The sequence below is a fragment of the Pseudomonas farsensis genome, assembly GCF_014268805.2.
GTDB lineage: Bacteria > Pseudomonadota > Gammaproteobacteria > Pseudomonadales > Pseudomonadaceae > Aquipseudomonas > Aquipseudomonas farsensis.
Genome location: NZ_JABWRF020000002.1, coordinates 470,393 through 496,995, shown reverse-complemented (window position 1 = coordinate 496,995; position 26,603 = coordinate 470,393). Strand labels below are relative to the sequence as shown.

Annotated in this window: 27 protein-coding genes and 1 pseudogene; 10 read left to right on the top strand and 18 right to left on the bottom strand. The window is 63.2% G+C overall.

Annotated features, from left to right (window positions below; genetic code table 11):
- Positions 1-105: 105 nt before the first annotated feature.
- From HU719_RS11620 to HU719_RS11600, 5 genes are all read right to left on the bottom strand, one after another.
- Positions 106-831: a hypothetical protein gene (locus HU719_RS11620; RefSeq protein WP_186536817.1), complete on the bottom strand. Its 726-nt coding sequence runs from the start codon at positions 829-831 to the stop codon at positions 106-108.
- Between the two features lie 60 nt (positions 832-891).
- On the bottom strand, positions 892-1,272 hold the full coding sequence (locus HU719_RS11615) for a RidA family protein (RefSeq protein WP_110991989.1): 381 nt from the start codon (positions 1,270-1,272) through the stop codon (positions 892-894).
- A 24-nt stretch (positions 1,273-1,296) separates the two neighbouring features.
- The gene (spoT, locus tag HU719_RS11610; protein ID WP_186520632.1) at positions 1,297-3,405 is read right to left on the bottom strand and encodes a bifunctional GTP diphosphokinase/guanosine-3',5'-bis pyrophosphate 3'-pyrophosphohydrolase; all 2,109 of its coding nucleotides are present in this window, start codon (positions 3,403-3,405) and stop codon (positions 1,297-1,299) included.
- Between the two features lie 59 nt (positions 3,406-3,464).
- Positions 3,465-3,728, bottom strand: a complete 264-nt coding sequence (rpoZ, locus tag HU719_RS11605) for a DNA-directed RNA polymerase subunit omega (protein ID WP_003253383.1) — start codon at positions 3,726-3,728, stop codon at positions 3,465-3,467.
- A 437-nt stretch (positions 3,729-4,165) separates the two neighbouring features.
- Positions 4,166-5,038, bottom strand: a complete 873-nt coding sequence (locus HU719_RS11600) for a LysR family transcriptional regulator (protein WP_186520631.1) — start codon at positions 5,036-5,038, stop codon at positions 4,166-4,168.
- Between the two features lie 245 nt (positions 5,039-5,283).
- Between HU719_RS11600 and HU719_RS11595 the strand changes: the two genes are divergently transcribed.
- The 3 genes from HU719_RS11595 to HU719_RS11585 all read left to right on the top strand — a co-directional run bounded on the left by HU719_RS11595 (position 5,284) and on the right by HU719_RS11585 (position 9,056).
- Entirely contained in the window at positions 5,284-6,627 is a 1,344-nt protein-coding gene (locus HU719_RS11595) for a glutamine synthetase family protein (RefSeq protein WP_422631740.1), read from the top strand.
- 4 nt (positions 6,628-6,631) lie between these two features.
- Positions 6,632-7,405 carry a gamma-glutamyl-gamma-aminobutyrate hydrolase family protein gene (locus HU719_RS11590; RefSeq protein WP_186536815.1) on the top strand — a complete coding sequence of 258 codons (774 nt, stop codon included), beginning with the start codon at positions 6,632-6,634 and terminating at the stop codon, positions 7,403-7,405.
- Positions 7,406-7,517: 112 nt separating this feature from the next.
- Complete coding sequence (locus tag HU719_RS11585) at positions 7,518-9,056, top strand: APC family permease (RefSeq protein ID WP_186520628.1); 1,539 nt, start codon at positions 7,518-7,520, stop codon at positions 9,054-9,056.
- 116 nt (positions 9,057-9,172) lie between these two features.
- Here the strand turns inward: HU719_RS11585 and gmk are convergent, their stop codons facing one another.
- Both gmk and HU719_RS11575 read right to left on the bottom strand, forming a co-directional pair.
- Positions 9,173-9,829, bottom strand: coding sequence for a guanylate kinase (gmk, locus tag HU719_RS11580; RefSeq protein WP_186536814.1), 657 nt, complete (start codon positions 9,827-9,829; stop codon positions 9,173-9,175).
- Between the two features lie 13 nt (positions 9,830-9,842).
- Positions 9,843-10,706: a YicC/YloC family endoribonuclease gene (locus tag HU719_RS11575; RefSeq protein WP_186536813.1), complete on the bottom strand. Its 864-nt coding sequence runs from the start codon at positions 10,704-10,706 to the stop codon at positions 9,843-9,845.
- Between the two features lie 225 nt (positions 10,707-10,931).
- Between HU719_RS11575 and rph the strand changes: the two genes are divergently transcribed.
- Positions 10,932-11,654, top strand: coding sequence for a ribonuclease PH (gene rph, locus HU719_RS11570; RefSeq protein ID WP_186520625.1), 723 nt, complete (start codon positions 10,932-10,934; stop codon positions 11,652-11,654).
- Positions 11,655-11,717: 63 nt separating this feature from the next.
- On the opposite strand, the gene crc is transcribed toward rph, so the two are convergent.
- Positions 11,718-12,497, bottom strand: coding sequence for a catabolite repression control protein Crc (gene crc, locus HU719_RS11565; RefSeq protein ID WP_186520624.1), 780 nt, complete (start codon positions 12,495-12,497; stop codon positions 11,718-11,720).
- Between the two features lie 80 nt (positions 12,498-12,577).
- Between crc and pyrE the strand changes: the two genes are divergently transcribed.
- Entirely contained in the window at positions 12,578-13,219 is a 642-nt protein-coding gene (gene pyrE, locus HU719_RS11560) for an orotate phosphoribosyltransferase (RefSeq protein ID WP_186520623.1), read from the top strand.
- 56 nt (positions 13,220-13,275) lie between these two features.
- On the opposite strand, the gene HU719_RS11555 is transcribed toward pyrE, so the two are convergent.
- The 8 genes and pseudogenes from HU719_RS11555 to coaBC form a co-directional block, all read right to left on the bottom strand.
- The gene (locus tag HU719_RS11555) at positions 13,276-13,482 is read right to left on the bottom strand and encodes a hypothetical protein (RefSeq protein WP_186520622.1); all 207 of its coding nucleotides are present in this window, start codon (positions 13,480-13,482) and stop codon (positions 13,276-13,278) included.
- A gap of 306 nt (positions 13,483-13,788) precedes the next feature.
- Positions 13,789-14,436: a DUF799 domain-containing protein gene (locus HU719_RS11550; RefSeq protein WP_186536821.1), complete on the bottom strand. Its 648-nt coding sequence runs from the start codon at positions 14,434-14,436 to the stop codon at positions 13,789-13,791.
- A gap of 8 nt (positions 14,437-14,444) precedes the next feature.
- Positions 14,445-14,813 (bottom strand): DUF4810 domain-containing protein, encoded by a 369-nt coding sequence (locus HU719_RS11545; RefSeq protein WP_186536812.1) that lies wholly within the window; start codon positions 14,811-14,813, stop codon positions 14,445-14,447.
- A gap of 30 nt (positions 14,814-14,843) precedes the next feature.
- Positions 14,844-15,524 (bottom strand): CsgG/HfaB family protein, encoded by a 681-nt coding sequence (locus tag HU719_RS11540; RefSeq protein WP_186520620.1) that lies wholly within the window; start codon positions 15,522-15,524, stop codon positions 14,844-14,846.
- 115 nt (positions 15,525-15,639) lie between these two features.
- On the bottom strand, positions 15,640-16,545 hold the full coding sequence (gene argB, locus HU719_RS11535; protein ID WP_186523545.1) for an acetylglutamate kinase: 906 nt from the start codon (positions 16,543-16,545) through the stop codon (positions 15,640-15,642).
- 30 nt (positions 16,546-16,575) lie between these two features.
- Positions 16,576-17,949: pseudogene (locus HU719_RS11530) on the bottom strand (phosphomannomutase/phosphoglucomutase); the annotation flags it as partial.
- 135 nt (positions 17,950-18,084) lie between these two features.
- A complete protein-coding gene (dut, locus tag HU719_RS11525) occupies positions 18,085-18,540 on the bottom strand; it encodes a dUTP diphosphatase (RefSeq protein WP_186523540.1) in 456 nt (151 codons plus the stop codon).
- Positions 18,541-18,545: 5 nt separating this feature from the next.
- Positions 18,546-19,757, bottom strand: coding sequence for a bifunctional phosphopantothenoylcysteine decarboxylase/phosphopantothenate--cysteine ligase CoaBC (coaBC, locus tag HU719_RS11520; protein ID WP_186523538.1), 1,212 nt, complete (start codon positions 19,755-19,757; stop codon positions 18,546-18,548).
- A gap of 125 nt (positions 19,758-19,882) precedes the next feature.
- Between coaBC and radC the strand changes: the two genes are divergently transcribed.
- Positions 19,883-20,563, top strand: coding sequence for a RadC family protein (gene radC / locus HU719_RS11515; RefSeq protein WP_186523535.1), 681 nt, complete (start codon positions 19,883-19,885; stop codon positions 20,561-20,563).
- A gap of 211 nt (positions 20,564-20,774) precedes the next feature.
- Here the strand turns inward: radC and HU719_RS11510 are convergent, their stop codons facing one another.
- A complete protein-coding gene (locus HU719_RS11510) occupies positions 20,775-22,364 on the bottom strand; it encodes an ABC transporter substrate-binding protein (RefSeq protein ID WP_186537056.1) in 1,590 nt (529 codons plus the stop codon).
- A 363-nt stretch (positions 22,365-22,727) separates the two neighbouring features.
- On the opposite strand from HU719_RS11510, the gene rpmB reads away from it, so the two are divergent.
- Both rpmB and rpmG read left to right on the top strand, forming a co-directional pair.
- Positions 22,728-22,964, top strand: a complete 237-nt coding sequence (gene rpmB, locus HU719_RS11505) for a 50S ribosomal protein L28 (RefSeq protein ID WP_003253504.1) — start codon at positions 22,728-22,730, stop codon at positions 22,962-22,964.
- A gap of 11 nt (positions 22,965-22,975) precedes the next feature.
- The gene (rpmG, locus tag HU719_RS11500) at positions 22,976-23,131 is read left to right on the top strand and encodes a 50S ribosomal protein L33 (RefSeq protein WP_003253507.1); all 156 of its coding nucleotides are present in this window, start codon (positions 22,976-22,978) and stop codon (positions 23,129-23,131) included.
- 74 nt (positions 23,132-23,205) lie between these two features.
- On the opposite strand, the gene HU719_RS11495 is transcribed toward rpmG, so the two are convergent.
- Positions 23,206-23,565: a cupin domain-containing protein gene (locus tag HU719_RS11495; protein WP_186521778.1), complete on the bottom strand. Its 360-nt coding sequence runs from the start codon at positions 23,563-23,565 to the stop codon at positions 23,206-23,208.
- Between the two features lie 195 nt (positions 23,566-23,760).
- Between HU719_RS11495 and HU719_RS11490 the strand changes: the two genes are divergently transcribed.
- Together HU719_RS11490 and HU719_RS11485 are read left to right on the top strand one after the other, a co-directional pair.
- Positions 23,761-25,254: an aldehyde dehydrogenase gene (locus tag HU719_RS11490; RefSeq protein ID WP_186537055.1), complete on the top strand. Its 1,494-nt coding sequence runs from the start codon at positions 23,761-23,763 to the stop codon at positions 25,252-25,254.
- 83 nt (positions 25,255-25,337) lie between these two features.
- The gene (locus tag HU719_RS11485; protein WP_186521780.1) at positions 25,338-26,477 is read left to right on the top strand and encodes an MFS transporter; all 1,140 of its coding nucleotides are present in this window, start codon (positions 25,338-25,340) and stop codon (positions 26,475-26,477) included.
- Positions 26,478-26,603 lie beyond the last annotated feature (126 nt).

The window sequence follows — 26,603 nt, the reverse complement described above, 5'->3', positions numbered from 1 at the left end:
TGCGCCGGTGAATCTGTGTGAGCCCAGTGGTCACGCAAGGGCTGTATGTGATCCCTGTAGGAGCGGCCTTGTGCCGCGATGGGCCGCAAAGCGGCCCTGGCGCCTTCAGTTCTTCTCCAGCACCCACTGACGCGCACCCGCCGCCAACTGCGGCATCTCATCCGGCTGGGCGCGGTTCACCGCCTGGAAGATTTCCAACCGATTGCCTTCGCGCTTGAAAATCCATGGCGCGCCAAGCTGGTTGCGCTCAAGCCACAGGCTGTCGTTGCCAGCACCCATGGTCGCGCAATCGCCGGCCATGCACAGGGCAAAGCGATCCGGGCCGGGCAGGCCGGTGACGCTGCCGTTGTCGCTGAAGCGCACGACAGCACCTTGGCCGCGGCCTTCAAGGATCTTCCAGTCACCGCCCAGGTACGCCTTGTACAGCTCGCGCTCGAAGCTGCTGCCCAGCGGCGCGCTGTTGCTGGCTTGCGCGCGAACGAAGGTTTGCGTGTGGCCGGAAGGGTCCTTGGCTTCGAGTTCGTCCCCTGCGAGGGTCAACTGCTCGTTCTGACCGCCCTCGAACTCCACCTGCCAATCTTTCTGGTTGGCAGCCAGGCGCCCATCGGCGGCTTCAAAGCCGTTGCTGAAGCTGGCTTTCTGGTTTTTGACGTCGACCTTCCACTCGAACACCGGGCCGTGATCGGCCAGCGCCTGGCGCAGGCTGGTGCCTTTGACGGCAGCGTCGATGGCGTCCTGGTTGATCCAGGTGCCGTTGAAATCTTCAGGTTTGTGGCTGGCGCAGCCGCCCAGAAGCAGGGCTGCCAGGGCAAGGGGCAATGCATGGCGCATGGGGAGTAACCTTGGGGCAGAAGGGGGTGGTGACGGGCGCCGCGCCCGCCACCTAGGGCATTACTCGAGGACCAGAATTGCGTCCATTTCGACCTGCGCGCCCTTCGGCAGGGCGGCGACGCCAATGGCGGCGCGGGCCGGGTAGGGCTGCTCGAAGTAGCGGCCCATCACCTCGTTGACCTTGGCGAAGTGGCTCAGGTCGGTAAGGAAGATGTTCAGCTTGACGATGTCCTTGAACGAACCGCCAGCGGCTTCTGCCACCGACTTGAGGTTCTCGAATACCTGCACGGTCTGGGCTTCGAAGCCTTCGACCAGCTCCATGGTTTTAGGGTCGAGCGGGATCTGCCCCGACATGTAGACAGTGTTGCCAGCCTTGATCGCTTGCGAGTAGGTGCCGATAGCGGCAGGTGCCTTGTCGCTGGTGATGACGGTCTTGCTCATGAGTGACTCCTTGCGGTGGGCGGACTACGCACGCATGCGGGTGATGCGGACCACGCCGGTCAAGGTGCGCAGCTTCTTGATCACGCGGGCCAGGTGCACGCGGTCGTGCACGCTGACCACCAGTTGGACCACGCTGATACGGCCGTCGCGTTCGTCCATGCTGATTTTCTCGATGTTGCCGTCGGCGGCGTTGACGCTGCTGGCCAGCAGCGCAATCAGGCCGCGCTGGTGCTCAAGCTCCACGCGCAGTTCGACGTTGAACTCGCCGGTAACGTCCTTGGCCCAGGAAAGCTGCAGGCACTTTTCTGGGTTGTGCCGCACTTCGCTGATGTTGCGGCAGTCTTCCAGGTGCACCACCATGCCTTTGCCCGCGGACAGGTGGCCGACAATCGGGTCACCGGGGATCGGGGTGCAGCACTTGGCGTAGCTGAGCACCAGGCCTTCGGTGCCGCGAATGGCCAGTGGGCCTTCGGGTGCTGGCAGTTGCTCGCCTTCGGCGGACAGCAGGCGCCGGGCGACCACGTAGGCCATGCGGTTGCCCAGGCCGATATCTTCGAGCAGGTCTTCGATCAGTTCCAGGCGGTATTCGCTGAGAATCGCTTGCACGCGCTCTTGGGAAATTTGCTCCAGGCTGCTGTCGAAACCGGTGAGCACCTTGTTCAGCAGGCGTTCGCCCAGGCTGATGGACTCGGAGCGGCGCTGTTGCTTGAGGGCGTGGCGAATGTGCGTGCGCGCCTTGCCGGTAACCACGAAATTGAGCCAGGCCGGGTTGGGCCGCGCGCCGGGGGCGCTGACGATTTCGACCGTCGAGCCGCTTTGCAACGGCTCGGACAGCGGCGCCAGGCGGCGGTTGATGCGGCAGGCAATGCAGCTGTTGCCGACGTCGGTGTGCACCGCGTAGGCGAAGTCGACGGCGGTGGAGCCTTTGGGCAGCTCCATGATCCGGCCTTTAGGGGTAAAGACGTAGACCTCGTCCGGGAACAGGTCGATCTTCACGCTCTCGATGAATTCCAGCGAGTTGCCCGCGCGCTGCTGCAGCTCGAGAATGCCCTTGACCCACTGACGGGCGCGGGCGTGGCTGCCCTTGGGGTGCTCGTCCTCGTTGGACTTGTACAGCCAGTGCGCAGCGATGCCGTTGTTGGCCAGCTCTTCCATTTCGCGGGTGCGGATCTGGATTTCGATCGGCACGCCATGCATGCCGAACAGCGTGGTGTGCAGCGACTGGTAGCCGTTGGCCTTGGGGATTGCGATGTAGTCCTTGAAGCGCCCCGGCAGCGGCTTGTACAGATTGTGCACGGCGCCCAGCACGCGGTAGCAGGTGTCGACCTTGTCGACGACGATGCGGAAGGCGTACACGTCCATGATCTCGGTGAAGGCGCGGCGCTTGCCACGCATCTTCTTGTAGATGCCATAGAGGTGTTTCTGCCTGCCACTGACTTCGCCCTCGATGCCATCGGCAGCCAGGCAGTTGGCCAGCGAGGTTTCGATCTTGGCGACCAGCTCCTTGCGGTTGCCACGGGCAGCCTTGACTGCGCGGTGGATCAACGACGAGCGCATCGGGTGCATGGCCTTGAAGCCAAGGTCTTCGAATTCGACGCGCACGTTGTGCATACCCAGGCGGTTGGCGATGGGGGCGTAGATTTCGAGGGTTTCCTTGGCGATGCGCCGGCGTTTTTCGCCGGACAGCACTTCAAGGGTGCGCATGTTGTGCAGGCGGTCGGCCAGCTTGACCAGGATCACGCGGATATCGCGGGCCATGGCCATGGCCATTTTCTGGAAGTTCTCGGCTTGCGCCTCGGCCTTGGTTTCGAAGTTCATCTGGGTCAGCTTGCTGACCCCGTCCACCAGTTCGGCGACGGTTTCACCGAACTGCTGGCACAAGGCTTCTTTGGCGATGCCGGTATCTTCGATCACGTCGTGCAGCATGGCGGCCATCAGGCTTTGATGGTCCATGTGCATGTCGGCAAGAATGCTGGCTACCGCCAGCGGGTGCGTGACGTATGGCTCGCCGCTGCGGCGGCGTTGCCCGTCGTGCGCCTGCTCGGCGTAGAAGTAGGCGCGGCGGACCAGGTTGACCTGTTCCGGGCCCAGATAGGTCGATAGCCGTTCGGCGAGGGCTTCTATACCCGGCATGGTTTCACCTCTTGCAGTCGAAGAGGGCCTTGCGCCGCACGACGTCGACCTGGCATCAATCAGACAGCCTCGTTGTTCTCGTCCTCGAACGCGGCGAACACCGGATCTTCGGTGACGATTTCTTCGGCGGCGATGAATTCGTTGGTGACGATGCCTTCGGCGATTTCACGCAGGGCAACGACGGTAGGTTTGTCGTTTTCCCATGCAACGCGTGGCTCTTTACCGCCGGTCGCCAGCTGACGGGCGCGCTTGGTCGAGAGCATGACCAGCTCGAAGCGGTTATCCACGTGTTCCAGACAGTCTTCAACAGTTACGCGGGCCATGGTGTTCCTCGGTAGCAAATGCGGTAGGCGTACAGCCCAATACGGGCAGGCGGACTCGATAGTTTAAAAAATCACCAGCCAATAGGGAAGGACTGTTTTCTCAACCCGCCCCTCGCGCTGTTACCGTGCATGTGTGATTGCCCGGCGAAACTGCCGCAGCAGACGCCTTTACGCCTGCTCTTGACGATACTGCTTCCACCTCGGCGAATACAACCCCCTTGCCAGATCATCCCATTGCGTGACGGTTGCACAGTGTTTTGCGGCGCTCTTGGGCACGGGGCTGTTGTGGCGAGCGGGCTTGCCCCGCGTTGGGCTGTGTAACAGCCCCAGTCACGGGTTTCAGGGCTGCTTCGCAGCCCAACGCGGGGCAAGCCCGCTCGCCACAACAGCCCTGTGCTCCCAAGGGCTGAGGTCTGGACGTTCAGGTAGAACAGCCCTCACAACATCGCATCGCGCAATCGCGGGGTCAGTTCCTCGAACAGCGTCTGCACCGAGCGCAAGGCCCGGCAATCGGGGCGGGTCAGCAGCCACAACTGGGTGTCGCAGCCGGCCAGCGGGCCGCTCAGTGCCTCCACGCCCGGCAACGCATGCACCATGTAGTCGGGCAGTGCCGCAACGCCCAGGCCGGTGGTCACCAACTGGGCGATGGTCGACATGCCGCTGCACTGGTAGCGCGGGCTCAGCCCAGGGTATTGCTGGTTGCGCCAGACCACCGTGGCGTGGTCCTGCATCGAGTCATCCGGGGCGATCCACGGCACGCTGGTGGGCTCGGCGTCGAGGCGTTCGCGCAACTGCGGGCGGCCGCAGATCACATAGCTGGTCGAGCCCAGGCAACGCCCTACCAAGTGTTCGGGTGGCGCATTGGTCAGGCGCAGGGCGATGTCGGCATCGCGGCGGCTGAGGTTGGCGAAGGTGTTGGAGGTGCCCATCTCCAGCGACAACGCCGGGTAGTTGGGCATGAATTCGGCCAGCGCCGGCAACAGCAGGCTGTGCAGCACCGCCTCGGTGCAGGTCAGGCGCACGGTGCCGCTGACCACCTGCTCGCCGCAGGTCATGGCGATGCGCGCCGCCTCCAGCGCCTGCTCGGCGCGTTCGGCCTGCTCGGCCAGGGCCTGAGCGGTGTCGGTGGGCAGGTAGCCCTTGCGGCTCTTGACGAACAGCGCCGTACCCAGCGCCGACTCAAGCCGGCGGATCGAGCGAAAAACCGTCGAAACGTCGACTTTCAGCAGCTCGGCGGCCTTTGCCAATGAGCGCCCGCGTTCCAGGGCCAGCACCAGCGAAAGGTCGGAATGGTTGATCTGATATTGCATTGGTGCACGCTCTGCTTGCTGAATTGCCAATGTCTGTTGCGTTGGGGCCATTTTATAGTGAAACGGCCCCGGGGAATCAATGCACCCTGTCGGGCAGACAGCCCCCACGATGGGCCAGTGAAAAAAACAACAGCAGCACCATCGTCGCCTTCCGAGGCGTCATCCGCAGCTCCACATCGCCGCTCCGAATCAAAGGATGTACAGCCATGACGTCGGTCTCTCCGTGCGCCAGTTCTTCCCGCGAGATGCAACAATTCCTGGAAGCCCACCCGGACACCCAGTACGTTGATCTGCTGATCTCCGACATGAACGGCGTGGTGCGCGGCAAACGCATCGAGCGCGCCAGCCTGCACAAGGTCTACGAAAAAGGCATCAACCTGCCGGCCTCGCTGTTCGCCCTCGACATCAACGGCGCCACCGTCGAAAGTACCGGCCTTGGCCTGGATATCGGCGATGCCGACCGTATCTGCTACCCGATCCCTGGTACCTTGTGCAACGAGCCCTGGCAAAAGCGCCCCACCGCGCAACTGCTGATGACCATGCACGAAATCGAAGGCCAGCCGTTTTTTGCCGACCCGCGCGAGGTGCTGCGCCAGGTGGTGAGCAAGTTCGACGACCTGGGCCTGGATATCTGCGCGGCCTTCGAGCTTGAGTTCTATCTGATCGACCAGGACAACCTCAACGGCCGCCCGCAGCCGCCGCGTTCGCCGATTTCGGGCAAGCGGCCGCAGTCGACCCAGGTGTACCTGATCGACGACCTCGACGAATACGCCGATTGCCTGCAGGACATGCTCGAAGCTGCCAAGGAGCAAGACCTGCCGGCCGATGCCATCGTCAAGGAAAGCGCCCCGGCGCAGTTCGAGGTGAACCTGCACCATGTCGCCGACCCGCTGAAGGCCTGCGACTACGCCATTCTGCTCAAACGCCTGGTCAAGAACGTCGCCTACGATCACGAAATGGACACCACGTTCATGGCCAAGCCCTACCCGGGCCAGGCCGGCAACGGGCTGCATGTGCACATTTCGTTGCTCGACAAGAACACCGGCAAGAACATCTTTGCCTGCGATGACCCGCTGCAAAGCGACACCCTGCGCCACGCCATCGGCGGTGTGCTGGAGACCATGCCGGCCTCCATGGCGCTGCTGTGCCCGAACGTGAACTCGTACCGCCGTTTCGGCGCGCAGTTCTATGTGCCGAATGCGCCGAGCTGGGGCTTGGACAACCGCACCGTGGCCTTGCGCGTGCCCACCGACAGCCCGGAAAACGTGCGCATCGAGCACCGCGTTGCCGGCGCCGACGCCAACCCCTACCTGATGCTGGCGGCAATCCTTGCGGGCATTCACCACGGGCTGACCCAGCAGATCGAGCCGGGCGCGCCGATTGAAGGCAATTCCTACGAACAACTGGAACAGAGCCTGCCCAACAACCTGCGCGATGCCCTGCGCGCGCTGGACGACAGCGAAGTGCTCAACCAATACATCAGCCCGGACTACATCGACATTTTCGTGGCCTGCAAAGAAAGCGAGCTGGCCGAATTCGAAGTGTCGATTTCCGACCTTGAGTACAACTGGTACCTGCACACGGTGTAAGCCCATGAGCGCAAATACGGTCCCTTTGATCGGTGTCAGCGCCTGCCGTCAGCAGGTGGGGAAAAACTCGTCGCACACGGTCGGCGACAAGTATGTCGAGGCCGCAGGCTACGCCGGCTTGCCGCTGATCCTGCCGGCCCGCGACGGCGGCAGCGACAGCCAGGCGCTGCTGGCGCCACTCAATGGCATTCTGTTCAGCGGTTCGCCTTCCAATGTCGAGCCGCATCATTACAATGGCGCCCCCAGCGCCGCGGGTACCCGCCACGACCTGGCGCGTGACCGCCTGACCTTGCCGTTGCTGCAGGCGGCTATCGCGGCCGGCGTGCCGGTGCTGTGTATCTGCCGGGGTTTCCAGGAACTCAATGTGGCCTTGGGCGGCAGCCTGCACCAGCGCGTGCACGAAGTGCCCGGCTACCGGGATCACCGCGAAGCGCAGGAAGCAGCGCTGGAGGTGCAGTACAGCCCAAGCCACCCGGTGCGAGTCAGCCCAGGAGGTATGTTCGAGCGGATCGGTTTGCCAGCGCAGTTCGAGGTCAACTCGCTGCACAGCCAGGGCATCGACCGCCTGGCACCGGGCCTGCGCGTTGAGGCGTGCGCCCCGGATGGCCTGATCGAAGCGGTGTCGATGCCGGATGCGCCGGGCTTTGTGCTCGGCGTGCAATGGCACCCGGAATGGCGTTTTGCCGAGAACCCGGTTTCGCTGCGCCTGTTTCAGGCGTTTCGCGAGGCCTGCATTGCCCATGCTGCACGGGAAGGTGCGCGCCAGAACGGTTTCTGACGCCCGCCGAAGGTCCTGGAGGACTGGTCCCACACGCGAGCTTTCAATGAGTGAAAGCGGGTCTGCCGCGGCAGGTCTGTCAAAATAATTCCAATATCTACGGCAAAAACTCATGAATGAATACACAGACCACGGCCGCCCACCCGATGCGGCCGAATCGGGCAACACCACGCAAGGCAAGGGCCTGGCCAAGGGCCGCCTGGGGCTGTTGGCCAGCGTGGTGCTGGGCATTTCCACCATTGCCCCGGTCTATACCCTGACCGGCGCGCTCGGCCCGACCGTGCGCGAGGTCGGCGCCCACTTGCCTGCGGTCTTCATCGTCGGCTTTCTGCCGATGCTGCTGGTGGCCCTGGGCTACCGCGAGCTGAACTCGGCGGAGCCGGACAGCGGCACTTCGTTTACCTGGTCGGCGCGGGCGTTCGGGCCGATGATCGGCTGGATTGGCGGCTGGGGGCTGGTGGTCGCCACCACCATCGTGCTGTCCAACCTGGCAGGCGTTGCGGTCGACTTCTTCTACCTGTTCCTCGCCCAGATCACCGGTAACCAGGCGCTGGCGGGCCTTGCCGACAATTTGTTGGTGAATGTCACCACCTGTTGCGCGTTCATTGCCCTGGCGGTGTGGATTTGCTGTCGCGGCATGGCCACCACCATGACCGTGCAGTACGGGCTGGTGGCGCTGCAATTGATGGTGCTGATCGGCTTTGCCTTCGCCGCCTTTGGCGAAACCACCGCGCCGCCGCCGCTGGCGTTCGACCTGGCGTGGTTCAACCCGTTTGGCGTGGAGTCGTTCTCCTCGTTTGCGGCGGGGCTGTCGCTGTCGATCTTCATCTTCTGGGGTTGGGACGTGTGCCTGACCGTGAGCGAAGAGTCGGTGGGCAGTGAAGAGGTGCCGGGCAAGGCAGCTACCTGGACGGTGCTGCTGATTCTGGGCCTGTACCTGCTGACCGCCATCGCCACCCTGCAATTTGCCGGCATCAGCGACCAAGGCCTGGGCCTGGGCAACCCGCGTATCCAGGAAAACGTCTTTGCTCACCTGGCGGGGCCGGTGATGGGGCCGCTGGCGGTGCTGATGTCGATCGCCGTGCTGGCCAGTACGGCGGCGTCGCTGCAGTCGACCTTCGTTTCGCCGGCCCGCACGCTGCTGGCCATGGGGTACTACGGCGCTGTGCCGCAGCGTTTTGCCAAGGTGTGCCCGCGTTCGCAAACGCCGCGTTACGCGACCATTTGTGCAGGCGTTGCGGCAGCGCTGTTCTACGTCACCATGCGCACCCTGAGCGAGAACGTGTTGGCTGACACCATCACCGCGCTGGGCATGATGATCTGCTTCTACTATTCGCTGACCGCGTTTGCCTGCGTGTGGTACTTCCGCCGCAGCTTGTTCAGCAGCGCGCGCCACTTCTTCATGCGGGGGGTGTGCCCGCTGCTGGGTGGGGCGATCCTGTCGGTGATCTTCGTGCGCACGGCGGTAGACAGCGCGTCGCCGGACTTCGGCAGCGGCTCGCATGTGGGCGGGTTGGGGCTGGTATTCGTGATTGCGGCGATTATCTCGGCGCTGGGGATTGTGCTGATGATGCTGTCGCGCTTGCGGCTGCCGGCCTACTTCCTGGGCGCTACATTGCGTCAGCAGGCCACTATTCAGTTGCAGGATTGACGCTGGGGGGCGCTTTGCGCCCCTTTCGCGGCGCAAGGCCGCTCCTACAGGGATCGCGTTTCTCTGTAGGAGCGGCCTTGTGCCGCGAAAGGGCCTCGCAGAGGCCCCGGCATTCTTCAGCCAACCAGCTGTTTCAGCAGCTCACCATGGGCCTGCTTCTGCTTTTCAAGCTTCAGCCCTTCTGCATGGGCCAAGGCATCCGCGCCGTCTTCACGGTTTGAGCGGAATACTGCCTTGAGGTCGTCCAGTGCCACGTCGAACTGGTTATTGATGATCAGGTACTCGTACTCGGCATAGTGCCTCATCTCACTCACCGCTTCCTTCATGCGCCCGGCGATGATCTCTTCGCTGTCCTGGCCACGCCCGTCCAGGCGGTGGCGCAGGGCTTCGAGGCTTGGCGGCAGGATGAAGATCGAGCGTGCCTCGGGCATCAGCTCGCGTACCTGCTGGGCGCCTTGCCAGTCGATTTCCAGGATCAGGTCGAAGCCTTGGTCGAGGGTCTCCTGCAAAGCGCTGCGCGAGGTGCCGTAGAAGTTGCCGAACACCTCGGCATGCTCGAGGAAGTCGCCCTGGGCGATCAGGCTGTGGAATTCTTCGTGGGCAACGAAGTGGTAGTTCACCCCGTGCTCTTCACCCGGCCGCTTGGTGCGGGTGGTGTGCGAGACCGAGACGCGAACGCGTGGGTCGTCCTTGATCAGGGCTGTGACCAGGCTGGTCTTGCCGGCGCCAGAGGGGGCCGAGACGATATAAAGGGTGCCGCTGCTGTGGTTCATGGTGGGGGTGGCCTTACTCGATGTTCTGTACTTGTTCACGCATCTGCTCGATCAACACCTTGAGGTTGACCGCTGCCTGCGTGCTGCGGGGGTCGAAGGCCTTGGAGCCCAGGGTGTTGGCTTCGCGGTTGAGTTCCTGCATCAGGAAGTCCAGGCGCCGGCCAGCGGCGCCGCCGGACTTGAGCACCCGGCGCACTTCGGTGACGTGGGTGCTTAGGCGGTCCAGTTCTTCGGCGACATCGCTTTTCTGTGCCAGCAGCACCATTTCCTGTTCCAGGCGCTGCGGGTCGAGCTCGGCCTGCATGTCGGTGAAGCGGTCGACAATCTTCTGCCGCTGCACGGCAAGCATCTGCGGCACCAGGGCGCGCAGGGTGGTGACCTCGGCGGCCATGCTGTCCAGGCGCTCGTTGATCAGCCGCGCCAGCTCCGCGCCTTCACGCTGCCGGCCGGCCTTGAGTTCGGCCAGGGCCTCGTCGAACAGCGCCATGGCTTCGGCGTTGAGCGCTTGCGGGTCGGTTGCATCGGCAACCAGCACGCCCGGCCAGGCCAGCACTTCCAGCGGGTTCAACGGCGCCGGCTGCTTGATCAGCGCGGCGATGGTTTCGGCGGCAGCGACCAGTTGCGCGGCGCGCTCGCGGTCAACCTGCAGTGGCTTGCCGGTGCTGTCTTCGTTGAGGCGCAAGGTGCATTCGACCTTGCCACGCGACAAGCCCTGGCGCAGGCCTTCGCGCACGGCGCCCTCGAGGTCGCGCAGGGCCTCGGGCAGGCGCAGGTGCGGCTCGAGATAGCGATGGTTGACCGAGCGCAGCTCCCAGACCAGGGTGCCTTGGCTGCCAACGCGCTCGGCGCGGGCAAAGGCGGTCATGCTGTGCACCATGGGGAGTACCTCGCGAAATCGGTGAGCGGGGGAAGCCTTTCGGCTGCAAGGCGCAGGATTGTAGCGCAGTGCGACGCAGGCGCCCAATCCGGCCATGCTACAGGCGCCCTGTTTTCGTGCAGGAAAAATCGACGGGCTGTGGCGCCTGCGACGATAGGCATGTCCTCCATGGGCCACGACCTCTATACTGCTGGGCAGATTCAAGTCCCGGTACAGGTATCCCAGATGAAACGTCCAAGTGGTCGCGCCGCCGATCAGCTCCGCTCGATCCGCATCACCCGTAACTACACCAAGCACGCCGAAGGCTCGGTGCTGGTCGAGTTCGGTGACACCAAAGTCATCTGCACAGTCAGCGTCGAAAACGGTGTTCCCCGCTTCCTCAAAGGCCAGGGCCAGGGCTGGCTGACCGCCGAGTACGGCATGCTGCCGCGCGCCACTGGCGAGCGTAACCAGCGCGAAGCCAGCCGTGGCAAGCAAGGTGGCCGCACCCTCGAAATCCAGCGCTTGATCGGCCGCTCGCTGCGCGCTGCGCTGGACATGAGCAAGCTCGGTGACATCACCCTGTACATCGACTGCGACGTGATCCAGGCCGATGGAGGTACCCGCACCGCGTCGATCACCGGCGCCATGGTTGCCCTGTGCGATGCGCTGGCGGTGATCAAGAAGCGCGGCGGCCTGAAGGGCGGCAACCCGCTCAAGCACATGATCGCTGCCGTTTCGGTGGGCATGTACCAGGGCGAAGCCGTGCTCGACCTCGACTACCCCGAGGACTCCGCGGCCGAGACCGACCTGAACGTGGTCATGACCAGCGCCGGTGGTTTCATCGAAGTGCAAGGCACTGCCGAAGGTGCGCCGTTCCAGCCTGAAGACTTCAACGCCATGCTGGCGCTGGCGCAAAAGGGCATGAACGAAATCTTCGAACTGCAGAACGCCGCCCTGGCCGACTGACAGCAATCGCAGATGCAAAAAGCCGACCTCAAGGGTCGGCTTTTTTGTGTGCCTGGTGCGACCTTAGATGGTCAGCGTCCAGTCGTAGTCCACGATCAGCGGCGCATGCTGGGAGAAGCGCGGCTGGCGTGGCAGGCGGGCATTGCGCACGAAGCGGCGCAGGCCTGGGGTGAGGATCTGGTAGTCGAACCGGTAACCCAGGTTGAGCATTTCGGCCTGCTCGTTATCTGGCCACCAGCTGTACTGGTCGCCTTCACGGCTGACTTCGCGCAGTGCGTCGACGTAACCCATTTCGCCGGTGATCGAATCCATCCAGGCGCGCTCGGGCGGCAGGAAGCCAGGCGACTGCTGGCAGTCACGCCAGTTTTTGATGTCGAGCTTCTGCTGGGCCACGTAGAACGAGCCGCAGTAGATGTATTCGCGACGCTTGCGACGCTGTTTGTCCAGGTACTTGCCGAAGTCGTCCATCAACTTGAATTTCTGGTTCAGGTCTTCGTCGCCGTTCATGCCCGAAGGCAGCAACAGCGTGGCAATACTGACTTTGTCGAAATCTGCTTGCAGGTAACGCCCGTAACGGTCGGCTGTCTCGAAGCCCAGGCCGGTGATGACTGCCTTGGGCTGCATGCGCGAGTAGAGTGCCACGCCACCTTGGGTGGGCACCTCCGCATCGCAGGCGTAAAGGAAATAGCCATCGAGCTGGAAAGCTGGGTCATCGAGTTCAAAGGCCGAGGCGCGGGTATCCTGAAGGCAGATGACGTCGGCATTCTGGGCTTGTAGCCAGCTGAGCAAACCACGCTCGGCTGCAGCCTGAATGCCATTAACGTTCACACTGATGATCCGCATAAATGGCCCCAAAAATCTCGTGCGTGTATGATACCCGAGCTCAACACATTTAGCTAAATCCGTGGTGTCCGGGACCTTTCATGCAGCCGTATCAGCGCGACTTCATCCGTTTTGCCATCGATCGCGGCGTTCTGCGCTTCGGTGAGTTCACCCTGAAATCGGGGCGTACCAGCCCGTACTTCTTCAATGCCGGCCTGTTCAATACAGGTTCCGCCCTGGCACAGCTGGGGCGTTGCTACGCGGCGGCCATCGTCGACAGCAAGATCCCGTTCGACGTGCTGTTTGGCCCGGCGTACAAGGGCATCCCGCTCGCGGCGGCCACTGCTGTTGCGCTTGCCGAACAGCATCAGCTCGACGTGCCGTGGTGCTTCAACCGCAAGGAAGCCAAGGCGCACGGCGAGGGCGGCAGCCTGGTTGGCGCGCCGCTGGCCGGCGATGTATTGATCATCGATGACGTGATCACTGCCGGTACTGCAATCCGCGAGGTCATGCAGATCATCAGCGCACAGCAGGCCAAGCCCGCTGGCGTTTTGATTGCGCTGAACCGTGAAGAACGCGGCAATGGCGAGCTGTCGGCCATCCAGGAAGTCGAGCGTGATTTCGGCATCCCGGTGGTCAGCATCGTGTCGCTGACCCAGGTGCTGCAGTTCCTGGCAGACGACCCGCAACTCAAGCAGCACCTCGCGGCGGTGCAGGCGTACCGCGACCAGTACGGCATTTGATGCGGTACTGAAATAGAGAAGGCGACCCGAGGGTCGCCTTCTTTTTTGCCTGCTTTTCAGTGGGGTTTGGGATACGGGTCCTGCTCGGCATCGCCTGCGCCGGTCAAGATATTCCACGCGCGCTTGGGATGGGGACTCGCGTCGAATTGTGGGCAGGGCGGGAGGGATGTTTTACTCTGGTTGGAATATTCATGGCCGCAATCGGCGCATGCGTAGGTGCCAGAGGAAACATCACTGCCGTAGGGGACCTCGGTTTTTTGCATCGCTGACCTCCTTTGCCTGTGTAGGAGTCTTAAGAGTAATCAGGCTTTGCAATTGCGTGTTGTAGGACCCTTCCCACCTTGGCGTAGGAGCGTTCCGAGCAGCGTTGCTGCCTAACCTCCGCGATAGCGTCAGTTCAGGCAGCTCGACTCGGCCTGCTGGCCTCATCGCGGGGCAAGCCCGCTCCCACAAAAGCAGCTTTCATGCACCCCGTGGGAGCGGGCTTGCCCCGCGATGAGGCCACCTCAGGCCTGTGCAGCACCTCGCAAGCCTTCACTCATTCAGCGCAGCACTGAAACCACGCTCAATCAATCAGTCCCATACTTCGGCGAACGCGGCCCGTAGAGGATGCCGCCGTTAGGGTAGGGCGACAGCAGCCGTGCGCTGGTCATGCCCGCAATCGGGTAGCCAGCGTCATCCTGCACGCTGCTGATGATCTGGTTGATCGCTGCAGTGACCAGCATGCCAATCAGCCCGCCTTGGTTCTGCCGGCCTTCTTCGCTGGAGGCCGTGGCGCTGCCGGTCCACAACGTGGTGCCGGTCTTCAGGTCGACCAGCTTGGCGTTGGCGGTCACGATCGTGGCGCTGCTGATGACCATGTAGCGGGTGCCGTAGTCACTGACAGTCACGTACAGGCCGGCATCGGCGCCGAAAATCTCCTGCAGCTTGGCCGGCGGCAACTGGTGGATGTCGGCAGGGGTGGTCATGCCGTTCTGGCGGAAGGTCTCATCCACCAAAGCCACTGGCATCACGTAGTAACCCGCCTCGGCCAACGGATAGGTCACCTGCGACAGCATGCTGTAGGTGGCTTTGACATCCGGCGATTCGTTCAGCGGCGGCAGGATCAGGATCGACTTCGGCCGGGCTTGCTTGTAGGCCGAGTAGTCGATGGTCTTGCGCTCGGCACAACCGGCGAACAGGGCCAGCACGCATGCGCCGGCGATCAGTCGGGTCAGGTGCTTGATCACTGTTTAGCCCCTTTGCTGGCGTTGCTCATCAGAAAGTCCATGTACGCCGCCGATTCAGGGAACAGCGCCTTTTCGGTGCGGAACTGCTGAATCATCTGGTCGTCCTTGCCCAGGCCCGAGTACAGCAGCCCGAGTTGCGCATGGTAGCCCGGCGGCACGGCGCCGTTCTTTGCCTTGATCTTTTCCAGGTCGCGCTCAAGGGCCGCGACTTGTTCTTCCTTGGAGTCGCCCTTGAGGTAGCCGTACACCTGCGGCTGATAGCTTTCCCACTGGTACAGGGTCTTGTGCGAGGAACAGCCGGCCAGCAATGCGCCGGCCAGCAGCAGGCCGGCGCCGGTGCGCCAGGCTGAAGAGGAGAGAGTCATCGAACGATCTTCCTTGTCGTGTGTTTCAGGTTACTGGGCCTGTGGCTTCCACTGGCCGCTTTCTACGGCGCCAACCAGCTTGTTGACGGCCTCGCGCATGGCCAGGTCAAGCACCTTGCCGTTGAGCGTCGAGTCATAGCTGGCGGTGCCGCCAAAGCCAATGATCTCGCGGTTGGACAGGGCATATTCACCTGCGCCCTGGCTCGAATACACCACTTCCGAGGTGCTGATGTTGACGATGTTCAACGCCACCTTGGCGTAGGCGATCTGGGTTTTGCCGCGGCCGAGAATGCCGAACAGCTGGTGATCGCCGACCTCTTTGCGGCCGAACTCGGTGACATCGCCGGTCACCACGAAATCGGCGCCTTTCAGGCGCTGGGCCTGGCCCTTGATGGTGGCTTCCTGCTTGATTTCACCCATGTTGTCGCGGTCCAGCACGTTGAACCGGTTGGTCTGCTGCAGGTGGGTGATGAGAATGGTCTTGGCCTGGCCGCCGAGGCGGTCGACGCCATCGGAGAAGATGCCGCGCATGTAGCTCGAACGGTTGTCGAACTTGCCCACGGCAATCGGGGTGCGCAGGCCGCTGTACGGGCGATTGACGCTTTCGACTTGTTGTACGGCGACGGCTTTGGACGTTTCAGTGGCACAGCCGGCGAGGGACCCGACAGCCAAGGCAGCTGCCAGCACGAGTCCATGTGATGCGTATTTCACGCGCGTTCTCCAGGTAAATAAAAACTGTATGCGGCGGGGAGGATACTGGCTGGCGGCGGGAGCGGGCCAGCAAAAAAGCCTCGCGGTGCTTCGGCACCGCGAGGTTACAGATGAATCAGTGGCGCTTGCGGTTGCTGATCAGCGTGCCCACGCCGGTGTCGGTGAAGATCTCCAGCAGCACGGCGTTCGGCACGCGACCGTCGATGATGTGCGAGCTGCTTACGCCGCCTTGCACCGCTTCGAGCGCGCACTTGATCTTCGGCAGCATGCCGCCGTAGATGGTGCCGTCGGCGATCAGGTCGTTGACCTGCTCGGTGGTAAGGCCAGTCAGTACCTGGCCTTGCTTGTCCATCAGACCGGCGATGTTGGTCAGCAGCATCAGCTTTTCAGCCTTCAGCGCCTCGGCCACCTTGCCGGCCACCAGGTCGGCGTTGATGTTGTACGACTCACCGTTGGCGCCTACGCCGATTGGCGCGATGACCGGGATGAAGTCGCCGCGCACCAGCATGTTGAGCAGGTCGGTGTTGACGCTGACCACCTCGCCGACATGGCCGATGTCGATGATTTCCGGCTGGGTCATCTCAGGGGTCTGGCGGCTGACGGTGAGCTTGCGCGCACGGATCAGCTCGGCGTCCTTGCCGGTCAGGCCAATGGCGCTGCCGCCATGGCGGTTGATCAGGTTGACGATGTCTTTGTTGACCTGGCCGCCCAGCACCATTTCGACCACGTCCATGGTCGCCGCGTCAGTCACGCGCATGCCATCGATGAAGTGGCTTTCGATGGACAGGCGCTTGAGCAGATCACCGATCTGCGGGCCACCGCCGTGCACCACCACCGGGTTGATACCCACAGCTTTCATCAACACGATGTCACGGGCGAAGCCGGTCTTGAGCTCCTCGCTTTCCATCGCGTTGCCGCCGTACTTGATCACCAGGGTCTTGCCGACGAAGCGGCGGATGTAAGGCAGTGCTTCGGACAAAACCTCGGCTACATGGGAAGCGGCATCGCGATCGAGGGTCATGCAGGGCTCCAGGTCAGGAACGGATAGTCATCAGAACGGCAGTTGCAGGCCCGGTTGGACGCGCAGCAACTGCGTGCGGAATACAGCCTTGATACGGTCGAGCTCGGCATCGCTGTCGGCTTCGAAGCGCAGCACCAGCACCGGCGTGGTGTTGGAGGCGCGAACCAGGCCCCAGCCGTGCGGGTAGTCGACCCGCACACCGTCGATGGTGGTCAGGTTGGCTTGGCCCCAATCGGCGTCGCGTTGCAGTGCATCAATGATGCTGAATTTACCCTCGTCGGTCACATCAATGTTGATTTCCGGCGTGGAAATATCATTCGGGAACGCGGCGAACAGGCTCTCGGCATCCTGGCCGGCCTTGCTGAGGATCTCCAGCAGGCGCGCGGCGCTGTAGATACCGTCGTCGAAACCGTACCAGCGTTCCTTGATGAAGATGTGACCGCTCATCTCGCCTGCGAGCAGCGAACCGGTCTGTTTCATCTTCTTCTTGATCAACGAGTGACCGGTCTTCCACATTAGCGCGCGGCCACCGTGCTGTTCGATCAGCGGGGTCAGGCGGCGGGTGCATTTGACGTCGAAGATGATCTCGGCGCCCGGGTTGCGCGACAGCACGTCCTGGGCAAACAGCATCAGCAGGCGGTCTGGGTAGACGATGTTGCCGGTGTTGGTCACAACGCCGACGCGGTCGCCGTCGCCGTCGAAGGCCAGGCCCAGGTCGGCGCCGGTTTGCTTGACCTTGGCGATCAGGTCCACCAGGTTTTCCGGCTTGCCCGGGTCGGGGTGGTGGTTGGGGAAGTTGCCATCCACCTCGCAGAACAGCGGGATCACCTCGCAGCCCAGCGCTTCGATCAGTTGCGGCGCGATCACGCCAGCCGCGCCGTTGCCGCAGTCCACGACCACTTTAAGGCGCTTGGCCAGCTTCACGTCGGCGGTGATCTGCTCGTAGTAGCGCTGCAGAATCTCGACTTTTTCGACGCGGCCTTCGCCACGGCTGAGGTCGTTGGTTTTCAGGCGGGTCAGCAGGGCCTGGATCTGTTCGTTGGCCAGGGTGTCGCCGGCGATGACGATCTTGAAGCCGTTGTAGTCCGACGGGTTGTGGCTACCGGTGAGCATCACCCCGGATTTGCCAGCCAGCACGTTGGCGGCGTAGTACAGCGCAGGGGTTGGCACCAGGCCGACGTCGCTGACGTGGCAGCCGGCGTCGGCCAGGCCTTTGATCAGTTGCTCGACCAGCATCGGGCCGGACAGGCGGCCGTCGCGGCCGACCGAGACCTGCGGCTCGCCTTGGGCCAGGCTCTGGGCGCCGATGGCGCGGCCGATCCAGTAGGCGGTTTCGGCATGCAGGGTCTTGCCGACCACGCCGCGAATGTCATAGGCGCGGAAGATGCTGTCGGGCAGTGCGGGGACCAGTTGGGCCATGTCGTTCATCTGTGGGGACTCCAAGTATTCAAAGGCTTCTGGGCTGGCGCAAACAGAACGCTTGGACGGTGGAATGCCCCGAGAGTTCGCCAGCCATGGCCCGAACGGTCGCGATCCGGCTCAGCGGGTGCCGGAATGACCGAAGCCGCCAGCGCCGCGCTGGGTCTCGTCAAACTGCTCGACGATGTCGAAATGCGCCTGCACCACCGGCACCAGAATCAGCTGCGCAATACGCTCGCCAACGGTGATGGTGAACGGCGTGTTGCCACGGTTCCAGCACGACACCATCAGCTCGCCCTGGTAGTCCGAGTCGATCAGGCCCACCAGGTTGCCGAGCACGATGCCGTGTTTGTGGCCCAGGCCCGAGCGCGGCAGGATCATTGCGGCAAGGCCAGGGTCGCCGATGTACACCGACAGCCCAGTGGGGATCAGCAAGGTCTGGCCGGGCTCCAGGACGGTGTCCTGTTTCAGCAGGGCGCGCAGGTCCAGGCCGGCGGAACCGGGGGTGGCGTACTGCGGCAGGGGGAATTCGTTGCCCAGGCGTGGGTCGAGGATCTTGGCTTGAAGAGCGTGCATGTAACTTATTGAACCTGATTGAGTCGTTCGGCGATGAAAGCAACCAGTTGGCGGGCGATCTTGCCCTTGCTGGTCTGCGCGAAGAGGGTTTGGTGTTGCTGGCGGTCGATCACGGTCAGGGCGTTTTCCTCGCTGTTGAAGCCGATGCTGGGGTTGGCCACATCATTGGCGACGATCAGGTCGAGGTTCTTGTCCTTGAGCTTGCGCGTGGCGTAGTCGAGCAGGTGTTCGGTTTCGGCGGCGAAGCCGACGCTGAACGGGCGATCAGCCCGGCCGGCAATGGTCGCAAGGATATCGGGATTGCGCACCATCTGCAGCAGCATGCCGTCGCCTGTGGTGGGATCTTTCTTCAGCTTCTGTGTGGCGACGACTTCCGGGCGGTAGTCCGCAACCGCAGCCGAGGCGATGAACAGGTCGCACGGCATGGCTGCTTCGCATGCCGCGAGCATGTCCCGCGCGCTCACCACGTCGATGCGGCTGACCCGGTCGGGTGTCGGCAGGTGCACGGGGCCCGTTACCAGGGTGACCCGAGCCCCGGCTTCAGCGGCCGCCTCGGCCAGGGCGAAGCCCATCTTCCCTGAGCTATGGTTGGTGATGTAGCGCACCGGGTCGATGTTTTCCTGGGTCGGCCCGGCGGTAATCAGCACGTGCTTGCCGGTCAATGCCTCGCGCTTGAAGCTCTCGGCGGCGCACCACGCCAGGTCGGTGGCTTCGAGCATGCGCCCAAGGCCGACGTCGCCACAGGCCTGGCTGCCCGAGGCCGGGCCGAACACCTGAATGCCGCGGCTCTTGAGCAGCTCGAGGTTGGCTTGGGTGGCGGGGTCGCGCCACATGGCCTGGTTCATGGCCGGGGCGACGGCAACGGTGGCGTCGGTGGCCAGCACCAGGGTGGTCAGCAAGTCGTTGGCAATGCCTTGCGCCATGCGTGCCATCAGGTCCGCGGTGGCCGGGGCGATGAGCACCAGGTCGGCCCATTTGGCCAGCTCGATATGGCCCATGGCGGCTTCTGCGGCAGGGTCGAGCAGGTCCATGTGCACCGGGTGCCCGGACAACGCCTGCAGCGTGAGCGGGGTGATGAACTCGGCACCACCGCGGGTCATGACCACACGCACCTGGGCGCCGTGTTCGAGGAGTCGGCGAATCAGCTCGGCGCTCTTGTAGGCGGCAATGCCGCCACCCACGCCGAGAACGATGCGCTTGCGATACAGCCGCTGCATAGGCTTGCCTTTATCCAGTGAAAGCGGGCGGCGACGTTACTGCCTGCGGCAGATCGTCGCATTTTCGAAGCGAACTAGATTAACACAGCGGTCAAATTCGCCGCAGTACCACGCAAGGAGCGTCGATGAGCATCAGGGAATGGCCGGCTGAAGAGCGGCCGAGGGAGAAGTTGCTGCAGCGCGGTGCGGGCAGCCTTTCGGATGCCGAGTTGCTGGCGGTGTTTCTGGGCTCCGGTGTGAAGGGGCGCAATGTGCTGGAGCTGGCGCGTGGGCTGCTGGTGAAGTTCGGCGGCCTGCGCCAGCTGCTTGAGGCCAGCCGGGAGAGCTTTGTCGGCGAGCTGGGGCTGGGGCCGGTGCGCTATGGCCAGTTGCAGGCATTGCTGGAGATCGGCCGGCGCAACCTGGCGATGTCGATCGAGCGTGAATCGGCCATGGACAGCCCGCAGGCGGTGCGGCGCTACCTGAAGGCGATGTTGCGCCATGAGCCCAGCGAGGTGTTCGGTTGCCTGTTTCTGGACACCAAGCACCGGCCATTGGCGTTCGAGATTCTGTTTCGCGGCACCATCGACCGGGCGAGTATCTACCCGCGCGAGGTGGTGCGCCGGGCGCTGCTGCACAATGCTGCAGCACTGATCCTCTGCCACAACCATCCATCCGGGCACTGCGAGCCGAGCCAGGATGACGTGCACTTGACGCTGATGCTCAAGCGCTCGCTGGCGCTGATCGATGTCCGGGTGATGGACCATGTCATCGTCGGTGATGGCGAGCCGCTGTCGATGGTCGAGCATGGCTGGTTGGCGGGGTAGGGGCACTAGCGACCGCTGTTTGGTGTAGGAGCGGCCTTGTGTCGCGATGGGCTGCAAAGCAGCCCCAAGATCCGAGCACCATGCAGAATCGCCGGGGCTGCTTTGCAGCCCATCGCGACACAAGGCCGCTCCTACATTGACCGCGTGACACGGCATTATCGATGTAGCGGTAAGCCACACTCTGTGGGAGCGGGCTTGCTCGGAATGCCGATCAACGCCCGACTGTCACCTTGCTGAACTCCAGCCGCCCGAACGGGCTGCTCTGGAACCCTTGTACATCCTGGCGCAGCAAGGTCGCGGCGGTTGGGTGCGCCAACGGTACCCACAGCGCCTGCTGCTGGATCAGCGTCTGCGCCTGTTGGTACAGGCGGCTGCGCACGCTCTGGTCGTTGGTGGTGCGCCCAGCATTGATCAACTGGTCCAGGCGGTTGTCGCAAAAGCGCGCGAAGTTGGTCCCGGAGGTCACCGCCGCGCATGAAAACTGCGGGCTGAGGAAATTGTCCGGGTCGCCGTTGTCGCCGGCCCAACCCATGAACAGCAGGTCATGCTCGCCCGCCTTGGCGCGGCGGATCAGCTCGCCCCACTCGATGGTACGCACCTCGGCCTTGATGCCGACCTTGCCCAGGTCGGCCTGCAGCATCTGCGCGCCCAGGCTTGGGTTGGGGTTGAGCAGGCTGCCCGAGGGGCGGGTCCAGATGGTGGTGCTGAAACCGTCGGCAAGGCCAGCCTTGGCCAGCAGCGCGCGGGCTTTGTCCTGGTCCATGGCGTAGCCCGGCAGGTCCTTGGCGTAGCTCCAGGTGTTGGGCGGATACGGGCCGTTGGCGGCGGTTGCTGTGCCTTCGAACACAGCCTTGAGGTAGGCGGCCTTGTCGAAGGCCAGGTTGATCGCCTGGCGCACTTCAGGCTTGTCCAGCGGCGGATGCTGGCTGTTGATGGCCACGAACGCGGTCATGAAGGCTGGCGTGCTGGCCACCTTCAAATCAGCGTTCTTGCTGGCTTCGGCCACATCCAGTGGCTTGGGCGAGAGGGCGACCTGGCATTCGTTGCGCTTGAGTTTTTGCAGGCGCACGTTGGCGTCGGTGGTGATGGCGAAGATCAACGGGTCGACCGACGGCTTGCCGGCGAAGTAGTCGGGGTTGGCGCGGTAGCGCACCACGGCGTCCTTCTGGAAGCGCTGGAACACGAACGGGCCGGTGCCGATGGGCTGGGTGTTGAGTTTTTCCGGGGTGCCGGCCTTGAGCAGCTTGTCGGCGTATTCAGCCGAGTAGATCGAGGCAAAGCCCATGCTCAGGGTCGCCAGGAAGGTGGCATCCGGGTGGGTCAAGGTGAAACGCACCGAGTTGGCATCGGGTGCGTCGATCGACTTGATCAGGCTGCCCAGTTGCAGCGACTGCGCATGGGGGTAACCGCCCGGTGCGGTCTTGTGCCAGGCATGCGCCGGGTAAAGCATGCGCTGGAAGCTGAACAGCACGTCGTCTGCGCTGAGTTCACGGCTCGGTTTGAAATACGTCGTGGTGTGGAATTTAACGTCTTTTCGCAGCTGGAAGTCGTAGATCAGCCCATCTGGCGACACGCTCCAGCGCTCCGCAAGGCTTGGCACCACCTTGCCGGCTGCGGCGTCGAACTCGACCAGGCGGTTCATCAGCACATCGGCCGAGGCATTGGTGGTGGTCAGCGAGTTGTACTGGACCACATCGAAGCCTTCCGGGCTGGCTTCGGTGCACACCGCCAGCGGGGCGGCCTGGGCCATGCCCGCCGCGCAGAAGGCGGTGAAAAGTAGAGAAAGGGCGGCAGCACGCATGGTGGCTCCTTGGCTATCAAATGGCACCATCTGCCGGTGCAGTCTGGGAAAGTTCCTACCCTAGTGCGGGCTGGAGCAAATGACCACACCCATCCGCATTAATTCGGCGACGGGCGGTCGACAGCCCGGCGCCCCAGTCGTTATGCTGCCCCGGCGCACTCTGCGACTACAGAACACTCATATTCTGTTGTTGTGGCTAAGTCTTTCTGGTATAAAGCAGCGCTCTTTTCTAGGGGCTCGGCCTGTCGCATCAGCGAATCCGGTCGGTAAGACCTCCAGAATCACGGCGCCTGGCGCCAAAGACTGAGAGATTAAGCGGCCAACCCATGCCGGGTTGGGCATGTGGTTTTAGAGGGCTGAGTCATGTCGAGAGTCTGTCAAGTTACTGGTAAGGGTCCAGTAACCGGGAACAACATTTCCCACGCAAACAACAAAACCCGTCGTCGTTTCCTGCCAAACCTGCAGCACCACCGTTTCTGGGTTGAATCCGAGAAGCGTTTCGTGCGTCTGCGCGTTTCCGCCAAAGGCATGCGTATCATCGACAAGCGCGGCATCGATGCCGTTCTGGTTGACATCCGTAAAGCTGGCGCCAAGGTCTAAGGGAGAACATCATGCGTGAATTGATCCGTCTGGTTTCGAGTGCCGGTACCGGCCACTTCTACACCACCGACAAGAACAAGCGCACCACCCCGGACAAAATCGAGATCAAGAAGTACGATCCCGTTGTTCGCAAGCACGTGGTGTACAAGGAAGCCAAGATCAAGTAATTGATCGGCAACCTTGAAAAACCCGCTCCCGAAAGGTGGCGGGTTTTTTTATGCCTGCAGCAAGCCCACGCGGGTTATTTCTGCTCGAACATCACGTAGATCTTGCGGCACGGCTCCAGCACTTCCCAGGTGCCCTTGAAGCCTGCGGGGATCACGAAGCGGTCGCCGGCGCGCAGGGTCTTGGCATTGCCTTGCTCGTCGCGCAGCACCGACACGCCCTGGACGATCTCGCAGTATTCATGCTCGGTGTAGTTCACTGTCCACTGGCCCTGCTCGCCTTCCCACACACCCGCGGCAAACTGCCCGCATGGGCTTGAGTAATGGTTGTAGACCGCCTGGTCCGGCTCGCCCTTGATGATTTTCTCGGCTGCCGGGCGGTAGCGTTCTGCTTCGGTGAGCACCTGGGCGAAGTCGACGATGCTGGCGATACTCATGGTAGATACCCTGTTGTTGTTTAATAAAATGCACATCAGTAGGCTTTTAGGCCTTTTGTGTCAAATATATTGATAGTTTGGCTGGCCTGGTTTAGGGTGGCGTTTGCCCGTGCGCGTCGTCGCCCGGCCAGAATTTCTGACAGCGCCCGTGAGTCCTCAGTGCGGCGCTGCACCTAAACAAGAGAGGAGTTTCCTATGACCACCCTGACTCGTGCGGACTGGGAACAGCGTGCCCAGCAACTGAAGATCGACGGCCGCGCGTTCATCAACGGCGAATACACCGATGCCGTATCCGGTGAAACCTTCGACTGCCTGAGCCCGGTGGACGGACGCTTCCTGGCCAAGGTTGCCAGCTGTGACCTGGCCGACGCCAACCGCGCCGTCGAGAACGCCCGTGAAGTGTTCGAATCCGGTGTCTGGTCGCGCCTGGCACCGGCCAAGCGCAAGGCAACCCTGATCCGCTTCGCAGGCCTGCTGCGCCAGCACGTTGAAGAGCTGGCCCTGCTGGAAACCCTCGACATGGGCAAGCCCATCGGTGACTCCTCGTCCATCGACGTGCCTGGCGCTGCCAATGCCATTCACTGGACCGCCGAGGCCATCGACAAAGTCTACGACGAAGTGGCCCCCACGCCGCACGACCAGCTTGGCCTGGTGACCCGCGAGCCAGTGGGTGTGGTTGCAGCCATCGTGCCATGGAACTTCCCGCTGCTGATGGCTAGCTGGAAGCTCGGCCCGGCCCTGGCGACCGGTAACTCCATCGTACTCAAGCCGTCGGAAAAGTCGCCACTGACCGCCATCCGCATCGCTCAGCTGGCCATCGAAGCCGGCCTGCCGAAAGGCGTGCTCAACGTGCTGCCAGGCCATGGCCACACCGTGGGCAAGGCGCTGGCCCTGCACATGGACGTCGATACCCTGGTGTTCACCGGCTCCACCAAGATCGCCAAGCAACTGATGATCTACGCCGGTGAGTCGAACATGAAGCGCGTCTGGCTCGAAGCCGGCGGCAAGAGCCCGAACATCGTCTTCGCCGATGCCCCAGACCTGCAAGCCGCAGCCGAAGCTGCCGCCAGCGCCATCGCCTTCAACCAGGGCGAAGTCTGCACCGCAGGCTCGCGCCTGCTGGTCGAGCGTTCGATCAAGGACAAGTTCCTGCCGATGGTGGTCGAGGCGCTGAAGGCCTGGAAACCAGGCAACCCGCTGGACCCAGCCACCACCGTGGGGGCTCTGGTGGACACCCAGCAGATGAACACCGTGCTGTCGTACATCGATGCCGGCCACCAGGACGGCGCCAAGCTGCTGGCTGGCGGCAAGCGCATCCTTGAAGAAACGGGCGGCACCTATGTCGAGCCCACCATCTTCGATGGCGTGACCAACGCCATGAAAATCGCCCAGGAAGAGATCTTCGGCCCGGTGCTGTCGGTCATCACCTTCGACAGCGCCGAAGAAGCCGTGGCAATTGCCAACGACACGCCGTATGGCCTGGCGGCGGGTATCTGGACCGCAGACATCTCCAAGGCCCACAAGACGGCACGCGCGGTGCGCGCTGGCAGCGTCTGGGTCAACCAGTACGACGGCGGCGACATGACCGCGCCGTTCGGTGGTTTCAAGCAGTCGGGCAATGGCCGTGACAAGTCGCTGCACGCGCTGGAAAAATACACCGAGCTGAAGGCGACCTGGATCAAGCTGTAATCCACTAGCGCCTTTTCGCGGTGGTTCGGCATTCCGAGCCACCGCGATGCTTCATACCCACTGTTTGCGCCCCGGAGGCCGCCATGCGTTGGGGCACCTACTTCGCCGTGCTGGCATCCGTGCTCAGCGTCGGGCTTGCCTTGGGCGTGAGCATGCCGCTGGTGTCCCTGCGCCTCGAAAGCTGGGGTTACGGCAGCTTCGCCATCGGCGTCATGGCGGCGATGCCCGCCATTGGCGTACTGATCGGCGCCAGCCTGGCCAGCCGCCTGGCCGGCTGGGTGGGCGTGCCCACGGCAATGCGCCTGTGCCTGTGGGGCGGGGCGCTGTCGATTGGCCTCGTGGCGCTGTTGCCCAGCTATGCGCTGTGGTTGCTGCTGCGGCTGATGATCGGCATGTCGCTGACCGTGGTGTTCATCCTTGGCGAAAGCTGGATCAACCAGTTGGTGGTCGAGCATTGGCGCGGGCGGCTGGTGGCGCTGTATGGCAGCAGCTATGCACTCAGCCAACTGGCCGGGCCGCTGGTGCTGGGCTTTCTCGGCTCGGACGATGACTTTGGCTTCTGGGCCGCCACCGGTTTGCTGTTGCTGGCGCCGTTGGTCCTGCTGGGGCGCGGCGGGGCGCCCAGCACCGAGGCCTGCAACGTGACCTTTGGCGACTTGCTGGGCTTCTGTCGGCGCTTGCCGGTGATCGCCTGGGCCATCGCGCTGTTTGCCGCATTCGAGGCGATGATTCTGACCTTGCTGCCGGTGTATTGCCTGCAGCAGGGTTTTACCGCCGAGGTGGCGCTGTTCATGGTGGGGACGGTGGTGGTGGGGGATGCGGTGTTGCAGTTGCCGATTGGCGCGCTGGCTGACCGGATGTCCCGGCGCACGCTGTTCAGCGGCTGTGCACTGTTGCTGATGGTGTCCAGCCTGGCGATTCCGCTGCTGTTGCACACACCGTTGATCTGGCCGTTGTGGGTGCTGTTCGGCGCCAGTGCGGGCGGGCTGTTTACCCTGTCGCTGGTGTTGATTGGCGAACGCTACCGCGATGATGCGCTGGTGCGCGCCAATGCCCATGTGGCGCAGTTGTGGGGTATTGGCTGCCTGCTGGGGCCGTTGCTGGCCGGGGCTGGCAGCCAATGGGTCAGCGGGCATGCGCTGCTGTGGTTGATGGCAGCGGGCGCTGCCGGGCTGGTGCTGCTGACCCGGCGCAAGGATGCCTTCGAGCCGGCGCCGGTCTGAGCCACCGCCATCGCGGGGCAAGCCCGCTCCCACGCCGAGTGTGGGGGCACCGTTCTGCGACAGCCTGCGATGAGGTCACCACAAGCGTGCACTAACCTGAAGGCTCAGGCGAACAAAGCGTGGGAG